At 33.7% G+C, this 12,849-nt stretch carries 12 protein-coding genes; 9 read left to right on the top strand and 3 right to left on the bottom strand.

The features are described 5' to 3' along the window. Nucleotides 1-203 precede the first annotated feature (203 nt). The 8 genes from D1818_RS20535 to D1818_RS20570 all read left to right on the top strand — a co-directional run bounded on the left by D1818_RS20535 (nucleotide 204) and on the right by D1818_RS20570 (nucleotide 9,956). On the top strand, nucleotides 204-2,390 hold the full coding sequence (locus D1818_RS20535; RefSeq protein ID WP_118461317.1) for a glutamine synthetase III: 2,187 nt from the start codon (nucleotides 204-206) through the stop codon (nucleotides 2,388-2,390). A gap of 328 nt (nucleotides 2,391-2,718) precedes the next feature. Then, nucleotides 2,719-3,909 carry a hypothetical protein gene (locus tag D1818_RS20540; RefSeq protein WP_118461319.1) on the top strand — a complete coding sequence of 397 codons (1,191 nt, stop codon included), beginning with the start codon at nucleotides 2,719-2,721 and terminating at the stop codon, nucleotides 3,907-3,909. A gap of 81 nt (nucleotides 3,910-3,990) precedes the next feature. Then, on the top strand, nucleotides 3,991-4,506 hold the full coding sequence (locus D1818_RS20545; RefSeq protein ID WP_118461322.1) for a hypothetical protein: 516 nt from the start codon (nucleotides 3,991-3,993) through the stop codon (nucleotides 4,504-4,506). Nucleotides 4,507-4,526: 20 nt separating this feature from the next. Further along, complete coding sequence (locus D1818_RS20550) at nucleotides 4,527-5,249, top strand: CsgE family curli-type amyloid fiber assembly protein (RefSeq protein WP_118461324.1); 723 nt, start codon at nucleotides 4,527-4,529, stop codon at nucleotides 5,247-5,249. A 19-nt stretch (nucleotides 5,250-5,268) separates the two neighbouring features. Then, complete coding sequence (locus D1818_RS20555) at nucleotides 5,269-5,676, top strand: curli production assembly/transport component CsgF (protein WP_118461326.1); 408 nt, start codon at nucleotides 5,269-5,271, stop codon at nucleotides 5,674-5,676. Between the two features lie 6 nt (nucleotides 5,677-5,682). Beyond that, complete coding sequence (locus D1818_RS20560) at nucleotides 5,683-7,158, top strand: CsgG/HfaB family protein (RefSeq protein ID WP_118461328.1); 1,476 nt, start codon at nucleotides 5,683-5,685, stop codon at nucleotides 7,156-7,158. Nucleotides 7,159-7,171: 13 nt separating this feature from the next. Further along, on the top strand, nucleotides 7,172-8,665 hold the full coding sequence (locus D1818_RS20565; RefSeq protein ID WP_233558589.1) for a carboxypeptidase regulatory-like domain-containing protein: 1,494 nt from the start codon (nucleotides 7,172-7,174) through the stop codon (nucleotides 8,663-8,665). 109 nt (nucleotides 8,666-8,774) lie between these two features. Next, nucleotides 8,775-9,956, top strand: a complete 1,182-nt coding sequence (locus tag D1818_RS20570; RefSeq protein WP_118461330.1) for an AIR synthase related protein — start codon at nucleotides 8,775-8,777, stop codon at nucleotides 9,954-9,956. Here the strand turns inward: D1818_RS20570 and D1818_RS20575 are convergent. From D1818_RS20575 to D1818_RS20580, 3 genes are all read right to left on the bottom strand, one after another. Beyond that, nucleotides 9,953-10,441, bottom strand: a complete 489-nt coding sequence (locus tag D1818_RS20575) for a peptide-methionine (S)-S-oxide reductase (protein ID WP_118461332.1) — start codon at nucleotides 10,439-10,441, stop codon at nucleotides 9,953-9,955. The two genes, D1818_RS20570 and D1818_RS20575, sit on opposite strands and share 4 nt — an antisense overlap. Before the next feature lie 323 nt (nucleotides 10,442-10,764). Then, complete coding sequence (locus tag D1818_RS25510) at nucleotides 10,765-10,962, bottom strand: hypothetical protein (protein WP_147406164.1); 198 nt, start codon at nucleotides 10,960-10,962, stop codon at nucleotides 10,765-10,767. Nucleotides 10,963-11,047: 85 nt separating this feature from the next. Then, entirely contained in the window at nucleotides 11,048-11,419 is a 372-nt protein-coding gene (locus D1818_RS20580; RefSeq protein WP_118461334.1) for a hypothetical protein, read from the bottom strand. 122 nt (nucleotides 11,420-11,541) lie between these two features. Here D1818_RS20580 and prfA point away from each other — a divergent pair, with 122 nt between their 5' ends. Then, nucleotides 11,542-12,618, top strand: a complete 1,077-nt coding sequence (prfA, locus tag D1818_RS20585) for a peptide chain release factor 1 (protein WP_118463978.1) — start codon at nucleotides 11,542-11,544, stop codon at nucleotides 12,616-12,618. Nucleotides 12,619-12,849 lie beyond the last annotated feature (231 nt).

Raw genomic sequence — 12,849 nt, forward strand, 5'->3', positions numbered from 1 at the left:
ATTGAACTCTTAAAGGTTTCAAAATTAGTTTTAATTTATGATAACGGAAAAAAAATAGGGGGTCAAATGTGTTTTTTTTATTAATTTTTATCAACACCCTACTTTTTTGCAGGGTATTTTGGTTTTATTCTAATTTTTAAAGAACATTTTTTTAATATCAACAATAAAAACTTCTTTTATATTTGCCAAAAACTTACTCAATTATGTCAACACTTAGATTCCAAGCATTAAAAGAAACCTTAAATCGTAGTTCTGTGATAGTTACAGAGACCGAACGTCGATCTGTATTGTTTGGCGAAAATGTATTTAATCAAGCTACCATGCTTCAGTATTTGACTAAAGACGCATACAACAGTGTAATGGATGCGATTGATCACGGTGCTAAGATTGATCGAAGGATCGCTGATCAAATTGCGTCGTCTATGAAGGAATGGTCATTGTCTAAGGGAGTTACACATTATACACATTGGTTTCAGCCACTTACTGGTGCTACTGCAGAAAAACACGATGCTTTTTTCGAAACGATAGGTAATGGGCAAGGTATAGAAAAGTTTGGTGGAGGGCAACTAGTGCAGCAGGAACCAGATGCTTCTTCTTTTCCTCACGGTGGTATTCGAAATACATTTGAAGCCAGAGGTTATACTGCTTGGGATCCTACTTCTCCCGCATTTATTTATGGAACAACTTTGTGTATACCTACGGTTTTTGTGGCATATACTGGTGAGGCACTAGACTATAAAACGCCATTACTCAGAGCATTGCAAGCCGTGGATACTGCTGCAACAGCAATTGCTAAGTATTTTGATAAAAACGTGAAAAAAGTAAATGCTTCACTTGGTTGGGAACAAGAGTATTTTTTGATTGATAGAGCGCTTGTAGAATCTCGACCAGATCTTGTAATGACAGGAAGAACTTTGCTAGGGCATTCTTCAGCAAAAGGTCAGCAGCTGGATGATCATTATTTTGGGAGTATTCCAAATAGAGCTTTGGCTTTTATGATGGATTTAGAGGTAGAGTGTATGTTGCTGGGAATTCCTGTAAAAACTCGTCATAATGAAGTGGCTCCGAATCAATTTGAGTTAGCTCCGATTTATGAGGAAACAAACTTAGCAGTGGATCATAATTCCTTATTAATGGATATCATGGAAAAGGTGGCATCCAGACATAATCTAAAAGTTTTGTTACATGAAAAACCATTTGCAGGAGTAAATGGATCTGGTAAGCATAATAATTGGTCGTTAAGTACCAATACAGGTGTAAATTTATTGGGACCGGGTAAAACACCGATGAGTAATCTCCAGTTTTTAACCTTTTTTATTAATACAATTAAAGCGATTAATGAGCACGAAGAGTTAATGAGAGCTGGAATTGCTTCTGCAAGTAATGATCATCGTCTTGGAGCTAATGAAGCGCCTCCGGCTATTATGTCTGTGTTTATTGGAGAACAACTTACGTCGGTCCTCAAAGAATTAGAAGGAGTAACGGATGGTAAATTATCTCCAAAAGAAAAAACGGATCTAAAACTTAATGTGGTAGGTAAAATTCCTGAGATTTTATTAGATAATACAGATCGTAATAGAACATCTCCTTTTGCTTTTACAGGAAATAAGTTCGAATTTAGAGCTGTTGGCTCTAAGGCCAATTGTGCGAATCCAATGACGATCTTAAATACTATAGTGGCAAAACAGCTTGTGGAATTTAAAAAAGAAGTTGACAAGCTAATTGATAAGAAAAATTTAAAGAAAGACGAGGCTATTTTTAATGTATTAAGAGAGTATATTAAGAAATCTAAGGATATTCTGTTTGAGGGTAATGGGTATGGAGAAGAATGGGAGAAGGAAGCAAAAAAACGTGGTTTAAGTAATAATAAGACAACACCAGAGGCATTAAAAGCAAAGATTTCTAAAAAGACATTAGATCTTTTTGAAGAAATGGGAGTAATGAACAAGATTGAAGCCGAAGCCCGTTATGAAATAGAAATTGAAGAATATGTAATGCGTATTCAAATAGAAGGCCGAGTATTAGGAGATATTGCCAGGAATCATATTATACCAACTGCTATTAAGTACCAGAATATGCTGATTAGTAATGTTTCAGGATTGAAAAATCTATATGAAAAGGATTTTAAGAAATATGCAAAAGAACAAATGGAGATTATTGAAGAGATTTCTGAACATATAGGTAAAATAAATACGAAAGTGAATGAAATGACGGCAGAACGCAGAAAGGCTAATAAATTAGAAGCTGCTGAAAAAAAAGCTGCTGATTATTGTAATAAGGTGAAACCTTTGTTTGATGAAATTAGATATAGTTGTGATAAATTAGAGCTATTGATCGATGATGAATTATGGCCTTTGACTAAATATAGAGAGCTTCTTTTTACAAGATAGGTAAGAATTAACTGACTAATGATGTTTTTTGTTTTATTATTAACAAAAAATTAATATCTGTTAAACCCTTGACAAATCCATAGGAAGTTGCTGATTTTATGGGTTTTCCGTAATGCATTTTGTCGAATTCTTACAGAATTTCCAAAAATACCCTTAATGTTTTCCTAAATTTGCAGTGTTAGCAATGATCTATAGGTTTTTGCTTGATAAATCCCCCAGATTTTTTTAGAAAAAGAGCGTTAGGTGTAATTACCTACGACTCCTTTGTACACCCCAAAATGTTTAATACTTAAATTGAATTATTAATCAAATTTAATATATTTTACGTATGAAAAAAGTAATTTTTAGTCTAGCAACTTTATTAAGCGCGTCAGTGATGGTTGCACAGTCGAACGTTAGTAGTGTTGATCAATCTGGTGATATGAATGGAGCCAATATTACACAGGTAGGTTTAGCAAATACTAATACAACTACTCAATTAGGAGGAGGGAATAGTGCAGAAGCTATACAAGGTAGTGAAGCATTTACTTCTAGAAATGGAATAGTTACGCAAACGCAAACAGGTGATAAAAACACTGCATTTGCACAGCACGAAGAAGATAGAAACGAAGTTTTTCAAGAGCAAATAGGAAATGGGAATTCTGCTTCTGCTACTCAAAACTTATTAAACTTCGGAGGAGATAATCTAGCCGTGCAGGTACAAGAAGGTAACGGTAATACAGCCACTATCTCGCAAGAGGGAGCAGGTTTCTTCGGAGATGGGTCTTTAAACCAAGCGGGTCAAGGTCAGTTCGGAGATGCTAATACAGCTACTACGTCTCAAGGAGGTGAAGAAAATTTCAGTATAATCATTCAGGACGGTTCTTTCAATACTGCGTCAATGGCTCAGGTTGGAGATGTCAACTTTGCGGACCAAGCACAAACAGGAGAAGCTAATCTTGGTACTGGTGAGCAATGGGGAACAAACAATACACTAATTCAGGTACAAACTGGTGGTGGTAATGTTGCGACTTCTCTTCAAGGAAGTAGTTTGTTTGATTCTAGAGGAGGAATAGTAGATCAGTTACAATCAGGTGACGAGAATGAAGCGTATGCTCAACATGAAGAAGATGCTAACGTTATTGTTCAAACTCAACTTGGTGATGGTAACTCTGTTTCTGCAACTCAGAATTTAGCTTTCTTTGGTGGAGAAAACGTTGCTGATCAGTTTCAGTTAGGTAATGGAAACGTTGCGACTGCATCTCAGGAAGGTGATTTTGGTATTTTCGGAGAAGGAAACTTAGTACTTCAAGGACAAATAGGAGATGAAAATATTGCAGAATCTTTCCAAAATGGAGCTAGTAATGTGAGTGATATATTCCAAGTAGGTGATTCTAACTTCGCAAGAGATACTCAGTTTGGTGAAGGTAATACTACTTTTGTTACTCAAACAGGAGAGTCTCATAGCAGTATCATTCTTCAAAGTGGAACAGGAAACGCTGCTGTGGTAACACAGAGTGGTTCTGGAGGAGAGCTTTAAGAAATAATTTTAATATATTTGAGAGAGTTGCACTATCTTTAAGGTAGTGTAACTCTTTTACTACTTTTAATACCTTTATCAATGAAAAAATATATCACACTTTGCTTTGTTGCTTGTAGTTTATTGTTTTTTGGAAATGTGTATGCCCAAAACACAGAAAATCAAGAGGAATCATTGGTAGAAAGTCAGGAGCGATTTATTACATTAAATCAATTGCAGAATAATACAGCGGTTCAAGTGGCTAGGGAGAATATGGCTGGAAATAGTACAGTGTTTATTCAACAGATTGGGGCAGGTAACCAGATATTTTCTAGTATTACAGCACAATCATCGGATATTCGTTTAAGTCAGAATGGAGAACAAAATCTGATTGATATAAATGAAACATCCAGAGAAATAGAAAAGTTTATTACTCAAAATGGTAATAATAATACAGTTACTGATTTTTCTTTTAATTCTGATATCTCAACGAGTTTAGAGATTCTTCAGGAAGGAGATAATCTTTCTTTTGAGAAATTCGGGAGTAATGAGTTATCCAAGAACCTAAAGTTTAAAATGACCGGAAACGATCGTACAATTATTGTTAGAAGTTTCTAATAAAGTTTACTACTTGCTTTATGAATTTTAAACTGATCATATTATTTCTTTTAGTGTTTCAATTTTCAAATGGTCAGTTTACAAATACACAGGTTATTGCTAAAATTAAAACCGAGAGAATTGATGATATAGTTTCTGTTAGTGCAGAAGCTGTAAATTCTACGGAGGTTTATAAAAGTTTAAAATATACATTTTCAATTTTCAGAACTGATTCGAATAATAAGGTTACAAAAAACGATCAAGAAGGTAGATTTACATTAGAAGCTAACGAACAGAAAAACCTCGCTACAACATCTATTGGAATCGATGAAAGTGATAAGATTGTAATCCTTTTATTGGTTTATGAAGAAGAAACGATTGTAGGTAAAGATCGTATCGCTTTTAATGAAGAAGCTAATAAAAAGAAAAAAGAAGAAGAATCTACTGAAGATGATGGTATAGAATTAAAGGGTATTGTTATCGAAGAAACCAAGACAAAACCGGGAAAGGATTTTTATGAATTCTTTTATAACTCATATACATTAAACAGAATAAATGGTTCTAAAATAGTAGGAGTTTATGAAAAACTTAGTTTTGGTAGAAGTACTATTATTCAGGTTAAAATAGAAGATAAAGTCATTCACGAATTTCTGGGGAAACCAGATATAGAGTATCTAGAGCAAATGTCTAAAGTTGCAATACGTAGAGTGTATAAATATTTTAAAGATCTAAAGAAACAAAAGAGAGATATTTTTCAGTATTAATTACTTATTCTAAAAAATAATGAAGTCAATCATAATAACTATTATACTTATTTTCTCAGCGTATCAATATAGCTTTGGGCAGGATTTAGTGTATAGACCAAAAAACCCTGCTTTTGGAGGTGATACATTTAATTATCAATGGTTATTAAATTCAGCAGAAGCTCAGAATACATTTACAGAAGATAATGACCAAAATGCAGATAATAGATCGGAACTGGAACGATTTACAGAAAGCCTTAATAATCAGTTGTTAAGTCAAATATCCAGAACTTTATTTAACGAACAATTCGGACAAGAAGGTCTTACAGAAGGAACCTTTAGTTTTGGAACATTGTTTATAGAGATTTTTCCATCTGGAGAAGGTTTGGTGATCAATATTTTAGATACCAATACAGGAGATCAATCTCAAGTAATAATTCCTAATTAATTTTTAATGCGTCATAAGTTTTATCAAGTAATTCTAGTAATTTCTTGTTTGATATTGCTATCTGGATGTGGTACCTATTTTAATCAACCCATCACAATAGAGCAAGCACGAATCGGTGAAGACACACGATTTACCAAAGCTTTAAGAGATTTTCCTCTCCCAATTGAACCAGTAGTAGTTGGTGTTTATAAATTTAGAGATCAAACGGGTCAGTATAAGCCCACAGAGGCTGGTAGTACCTTTAGTACTGCAGTTACTCAAGGAGCAACCACTATTTTGGTTAAAGCTTTAGAGGATTCTAAATGGTTTGTGCCGATTGAAAGAGAAAATCTAAGTAATCTTTTGAACGAACGAAATATTATACGTTCAACTAGAAAAGAATATAGAAAAAATAAAAACTCAAATGAGCCTCAATTACCTCCGTTATTGTATGCAGGAATTATTCTAGAAGGAGGAATTGTGTCATACGACTCTAATATTATAACAGGAGGACTTGGAGCAAGATATTTTGGGATTGGTGGTTCCACTCAATATCGACAAGATAGGATAACGGTTTATTTAAGAGCTGTATCTACATCAAGCGGTAAGATCTTGAAAACAGTATATGTTTCTAAAACTATATTATCACAAGCGCTAGATGCAAGCTTCTTTAGGTATGTAAAATTTAGTAGGTTGTTAGAAGCTGAAACTGGTTTTACAAAAAATGAACCAGGACAAATTGCAGTTTCTGAAGCTATTGAAAAAGCTGTAGAAGCTCTAATAATAGAAGGGATAGAAGATAAACTATGGAATTCTAAAGCTGAACCGGAAGCAATAAATACATTAGTGGCTGATTATAACGCAGAGAAAAATGAGGCTCAAAATACGGGACTTTATGAGCGTTATTTTAAAGAAAGACGTGGTGAAAAAGCAGTTTTTGCTAATGGAGGGTTAGCATTGATGAGCGGGGACTATAATAATGCAGATTTATCATATTCTGCCAGAATAGGAGGGAAGTGGTATTTCAATCCATATTTAAATGCTAATGCAAGTCTTAGTAAATTTCAGTTGAGAAATGAAGGTGCTTTTTCGGAAGGATTTAATGCTATAGATGTAAACGCAGAATTAACACTATTACCTTTCGAAAAATTAACTCCTTTCTTTTTTGGAGGAATGGGAACTGTAAATAGTGATGATTTTGACAGAACTTTTTTTAAGTTTCAGTATGGAGGAGGTATTGAATACTTGGTTTCTGATCATATTGGTGTCTCTTTAAATGCAACACATAACCTTGTTCTGGGAGATAAACTAGATAATGTTACACAAGGAAAAAGAGACGATCAGTATTTTAATTTCTCTTTCGGCTTAAACTGGTATTTCAAGAATCCTTTAAAAATGGATAAAGAGCTTCGTAAACAAAAACGGAGAGAGCAAAAAGAACTCAGAAAGCTTAAAAAAAGAAATCGAAAAGTAATTGAAAATGGTGATGCTCCAAAAGGATAAAACCCTGATGAAAATGATAAAATATATTATAAAAATAATAACGGTATTTACAATATTCACCATGGCCTCCTGTAGTGAAGATACTATAGATTTAGAAGGTTTAGGTGCTGTAAGGGGTAGTGTAGTTGCTATAGGAACAAATGAACCTTTAGAGAATGTGAAGATATCTACAAATCCCTCGACCAGTACAGTTTTTACGGATGCAAACGGAGAATACCTTATAGAAAATATACCTTCAGGAGATTATTCGTTGTCAGCGCAAAAAGAGGGGTTGTTAGCACAATTCGAAGGGATCACTGTAATCGCCGATAGAGAGTTAGAAATAGTTTTCGAAATGGATATAGAAACAGCTGGTAATAGACCTCCTGATGCAGCTATCTTGGATACTCCAGCGGATAATTCAATAGATCAACCATTAGAGGTCGATCTGGTTTGGACCGGTACAGATCCTGATGATGATGATACGCTTACTTATACAATAATATTGCGTAATGACGAGAATTCTGAAGTTGCTATTTTTGAAAATATCACAGATACTACTTATACCTTGACTAATCTTTCGTATAAAGTTAAGTATTTCTGGCAGGTGACTAGTAGTGATGGAATAAATGACCCTGTTAACAGTAGTATTTTTGCTTTCGAAACGATGAGTCCTCCAAATAACCGAATTGTATATACAAGATCTGTTAATGGAAATAGTGTTATTTTTTCAGCAAATGAACAAGGAGGAACTGAAATTCAGCTTACTTCTGAAACTAAAAATAGTTTCAGACCAAGACGGCACGTGGGAACTGGTAAAATTGCTTTTTTGCAATCGGTTGGTTCGCAAACACATTTGTTTATAATGAATGAAGATGGTTCTCAGATGAGACAAGTTACTTCTCAAGTTTCAGTTGCAGGATTCAACTTAGGAGAGATTGATTTTTCATGGTCTGATAATGGTTCGAAATTATTATTTCCTAATCAGGATAAACTATATAGTATTAATGCAGACGGAAGTGGTTTAGCTCTAATATATCAAACTGCAAATGGAAACTTGATTTCGGAAGTTGATCAGAACGACAACAATAATATTATAGTGCTTAAAACAAATAATCTTGACGGCTATGAAGTAGAGATTTTTACGATCAATACTTCCGGTACCTTATTAGAAATGGTATTATCGGGAGCGACTGGAGCAGCTGGAAGTGTGAATCTTTCTATAGATGGTACTAAGCTATTATATTCCCAGGATGTTTCTGGTTTTGAGAGTAGTGATTACAGGCAATTAGATTCTCATTTGTTTATTTATGATTTTGATGATAGCTCTATAATAGATATTTCTATAGAAAAACCACCAGGAACAAATGATTTGGATGCACGTTTTTCTCCAAATGAAGCCTCTGTGATTTTTGTGAATACTTCTAATGACGGAATATCACAAAAAAATATACAAATGATGTCAGTTGTAGAAATTGCTAATAGAGCTGATTTGATTACTGATGCTTCTATGGTGGATTGGGAATAATCTGATATATGATATGTGAAGAACGATTTTGGATTTACTTATTAAGAATTCATAATTCGTAATTAATTCGATTATCTTTGCGCTTTATTATCCGCATAATATTATAATAATGAGTCAAGAAGTAAGTAAACGCTACGCTCAGCGTGGGGTTTCGGCATCAAAAGAAGATGTTCATAGTGCTATCAAGAATATAGATAAAGGTCTTTTTCCAAAGGCATTTTGTAAAATAGTCCCAGATCATCTTACAGGTGATGAAGATTATTGTTTGATTATGCATGCAGATGGTGCTGGTACTAAATCTTCTCTGGCATATATGTATTGGAAAGAAACAGGAGATGTTTCTGTGTGGAAAGGTATTGCTCAGGATGCATTAATAATGAATATAGATGACTTATTATGTATTGGAGCAACTGATAATATAATGCTTTCATCTACCATAGGTAGAAACAAAAATCTAATTCCTGGAGAAGTAATTTCTGCCATTATTAATGGAACCGAAGAATTACTAGAAGAGTTAAAAAGTTTTGGAGTTACGATTCATTCTACAGGAGGCGAGACTGCAGATGTGGGGGATTTAGTAAGAACAATTATCGTCGATTCTACAGTAACGGCGCGTATGAAACGTAGCGATGTTATTGATAATGCGAATATAAAAGAAGGAGATGTAATTGTTGGCTTAGCTTCTTTTGGTCAGGCAACATATGAAAAAGAATATAATGGCGGTATGGGAAGTAATGGTCTTACCTCTGCTCGTCACGATGTGTTTCATAAAGTTCTGGCAGAGAAATACCCAGAAAGTTTTGATGCTGCCGTACCTTCTGATCTTGTCTATTCCGGAAAAACCAATCTTACAGACGAGGTGAAGAACGCTCCAATTGATGCAGGAAAATTGGTATTGTCACCAACAAGAACCTATGCGCCAATAATAAAAAAGATCTTATCTAAGTTTGATAGCGAAACTATTCACGGAATGGTTCATTGTAGTGGAGGAGCGCAAACTAAGATTTTACATTTTGTAGATAACTTGCATATCATTAAAGATAATTTATTCGAGGTTCCTCCTTTATTTCAATTGATACAAGAAAACTCAGGTACGGATTGGAAAGAAATGTATCAAGTTTTTAATATGGGGCATAGAATGGAGCTATATGTCTCTCCAGAGATTGCAGATGGGATTATTTCGATTTCTAAAAGTTTTGATGTAGATGCTAAAATTGTTGGTCGTGTAGAAAGTGCAGATAAAAAGAAACTTACGATCAATAGTGAATTTGGGACATATACGTATAATTAGAAATTTGTTTTTTCATTATATTTTTTTCTAAGTAAGTCAAGCTTAGGGTGTATATATCGCTTACAAAATGGTTTCTCAGGATTTTTTTTGTAATAATCTAAAAGCTCGGGTCTTGACAGTTTGAATTTATCTAATTTCAAAACCTGCGTAATTACTTTGTTTTCAAAGTCTTCATTTAGTTCATTTATAAAAGTTTCGATAACAAGTTTTTGGTTCTCATGAGCATAGTAGACAGCGCTACGATATTTTTCTCTAAAACTATGATCAGAAGTACTTTTGTGAGTATGTAAATGAATCTTAATCAAGTCTTTTAACTTAATGATGTTGGGATTATAAGATACAAGTACAGCTTCAGAAAAAGAATTATTTTTTTCAGTGCTAGAAATATAACCTTGTTTTACCAAAGTCACCCCTTTTAAAGATTGGAAAACTGCCTCTGTGCACCAGTGACACCCTCCACCTAAACCAATTTGTGAATTATTCATTATATATAAAAGTCGCAAATTATTATAAATCCTTATGTTTTATTTCGAAAACCTGAAAAATAATTTTTGATAATTTTTCGGACTCTCGATCTATATAATTAACGTGAGTTCGATATAAGGAAGCCTCGTCAGTTTGAGTGTCCGCCTGGGGCGGATGTATCGAAAACAAGAGGTTTTCGTCATAAAGCCTAATTTCGATACCCTCCACAGGCGGGCAAGCTAATTTTTCTCCATTTCATAATGAAAAACCATTCAATTTGACTGCTTTATATAGGTTTAAGTTATAACGAATTCGTGTTAATTATTAATTGATAAGGATGTGTTTATGATCCTAGTTCATCATTAAATTTAACCGTTTTGGTTTCTGTATCTTCTTCTTTTGTTTCTGTAAGTTCTATAGCGTTATCATCGTTAAATTTTCCTTCTTTTTTCTGAAAGAAAATCGGAACCGGAATCATAGCAACCATAACAATAAACATAAGTAAGACGATACGTCTTAGTATTTTTTTAAATCTTTTCATTTTTGGTAATAGTATAAGCTACTATCTGTTATGATAGCAGTGTTTAGACGTTTTTAAAATTGGCTAAAAAGCCAAGAATGAGGTGTTATACTAAATGAAAAGAATCTTCTTCAGCAATGTAGTTGTTACTTCTAATAAGAAATACTTTATGTATTATTGTTAAAGAGATAGTACTATTAAACTCTTTCGTCTTAACCAAAGATATCGTAGTGTGATGTTTTGATAGTTGTTTAAGGTAAGTGTGATAAAGGTTGAAATATTCATTAACCTTTATAGCATTTGCATATGATAATGTCTTGTCACAACTTTTTTCATTAGAAATTACTAATTCAATTGTGGTTTGATTAACAATTGGTGGAGTATAATTAGTATATCCTCCAATACCGAGAAAAAGTAGAAGCGTAATGAACCAGCTTGAAATCAGGTTATTATTATATGTGCGCTTATGATTTAACATTTAAGTTGTAAAAATACAATTTTTTGGGTTACATCATACCCCTAGAGAATATTAAAAGGCAATGTGACCTTTGAACAAAAAAGCGTACTTTTGTGAATTCCAAGCACAGGATAGATAGAATTATGATTGATAAATTAAATATTGTAAAGCAACGATTTGATGAGGTGACGGATCTTATTATCCAACCAGATGTTATTTCTGATAGAAAAAGATATGTGCAGCTCAATAAAGAATATAAAGATCTTAAGGCATTGATGGATGTAAGAGATCACTATATTGAGTTGACTAATAATAAGAAAGAAGCAGAAGAAATCATTGATGATGGCAGTGATGCGGAAATGGTCGAGATGGCTAAAATGCAGTTAGAAGAAGCCAAAGAAAAATTACCAGCTTTAGAAGAAAAAATAAGGTATATGTTAGTGCCTAAAGATCCAGAAGATGCTAAAAACTGTGTGGTAGAGATTCGTGCCGGAGCAGGTGGAGATGAAGCAAGTATTTTTGCGGGAGATTTATTTAGGATGTATACTAAATATTGCGAAGGTAAAGGCTGGAGTGTTAGTGTAGTTGATCTTAGCGAAGGAACTAGTGGTGGTTATAAAGAAATTATATTAGAAGTTAATGGGGAAGATGCTTACGGAACTATGAAATTCGAAGCTGGAGTACATCGTGTGCAACGTGTGCCTCAGACAGAAACACAAGGACGTGTTCATACAAGTGCTGCTACCGTAATGGTATTGCCAGAAGCTGAAGAGTTTGACGTAGAACTGGATATGGCAGAAGTTAGAATTGAAAGAACTACTTCCACAGGTCCTGGAGGACAATCGGTAAATACTACATATTCTGCAATTAAATTACATCATGAGCCAACAGGTATGATTGTGAGTTGTCAGGATCAGAAATCATCCCATAAAAACTTAGAAAAAGCTTTAAAGGTATTACGTTCTAGGTTATATGAGATAGAGTTGGCTAAAAAACAAGCAGCTGATTCAGAGAAACGAAAGAGTATGGTATCTTCTGGCGATAGATCTGCAAAAATTAGAACCTATAATTATCCTCAAGGACGTGTAACTGATCATCGTATCGGATTAACCTTATATGATCTTGGTAATATTATTAATGGAGATATTCAAAAAATTATAGACGAACTTCAGTTGGTGGAAAATACAGAGAAGTTAAAAGAGTCTAACGAAGTTTTTTAGGTGTAATATAAACCTACAAAAAACAGAGACCAGTAGCTTTAGTTACTGGTCTCTGTTTTTTTATTGTTAATAAATTTTACAGAATCAAAAGTTTTTTCGTTTTTAAAAATATTTTAAAAAAATCCTATTGCTGTAAAAAATAAATAAACTGTTTTTTTGTAAAGGATTGATTTATTATCTAAAGGTGCATGATTTAGGGTTTTTCTGTATTCTCTTTAGATTTTTTTGATG

Source organism: Aquimarina sp. BL5 (assembly GCF_003443675.1).
Classification (GTDB): Bacteria; Bacteroidota; Bacteroidia; order Flavobacteriales; family Flavobacteriaceae; genus Aquimarina.

Bases quoted from the DNA above. Each gene is read 5' to 3' on its own strand.
- D1818_RS25510 (WP_147406164.1), bottom strand. From the start codon at position 10,962: ATGAAAAGATTTAAAAAAATACTAAGACGTATCGTCTTACTTATGTTT.
- D1818_RS20565 (WP_233558589.1), top strand. From the start codon at position 7,172: ATGATAAAATATATTATAAAAATAATAACGGTATTTACAATATTCACC.
- D1818_RS20550 (WP_118461324.1), top strand. From the start codon at position 4,527: ATGAATTTTAAACTGATCATATTATTTCTTTTAGTGTTTCAATTTTCA.
- prfA (WP_118463978.1), top strand. From the start codon at position 11,542: ATGATTGATAAATTAAATATTGTAAAGCAACGATTTGATGAGGTGACG.
- D1818_RS20540 (WP_118461319.1), top strand. From the start codon at position 2,719: ATGAAAAAAGTAATTTTTAGTCTAGCAACTTTATTAAGCGCGTCAGTG.
- D1818_RS20580 (WP_118461334.1), bottom strand. From the start codon at position 11,419: ATGTTAAATCATAAGCGCACATATAATAATAACCTGATTTCAAGCTGG.
- D1818_RS20555 (WP_118461326.1), top strand. From the start codon at position 5,269: ATGAAGTCAATCATAATAACTATTATACTTATTTTCTCAGCGTATCAA.
- D1818_RS20560 (WP_118461328.1), top strand. From the start codon at position 5,683: ATGCGTCATAAGTTTTATCAAGTAATTCTAGTAATTTCTTGTTTGATA.
- D1818_RS20570 (WP_118461330.1), top strand. From the start codon at position 8,775: ATGAGTCAAGAAGTAAGTAAACGCTACGCTCAGCGTGGGGTTTCGGCA.
- D1818_RS20575 (WP_118461332.1), bottom strand. From the start codon at position 10,441: ATGAATAATTCACAAATTGGTTTAGGTGGAGGGTGTCACTGGTGCACA.
- D1818_RS20535 (WP_118461317.1), top strand. From the start codon at position 204: ATGTCAACACTTAGATTCCAAGCATTAAAAGAAACCTTAAATCGTAGT.
- D1818_RS20545 (WP_118461322.1), top strand. From the start codon at position 3,991: ATGAAAAAATATATCACACTTTGCTTTGTTGCTTGTAGTTTATTGTTT.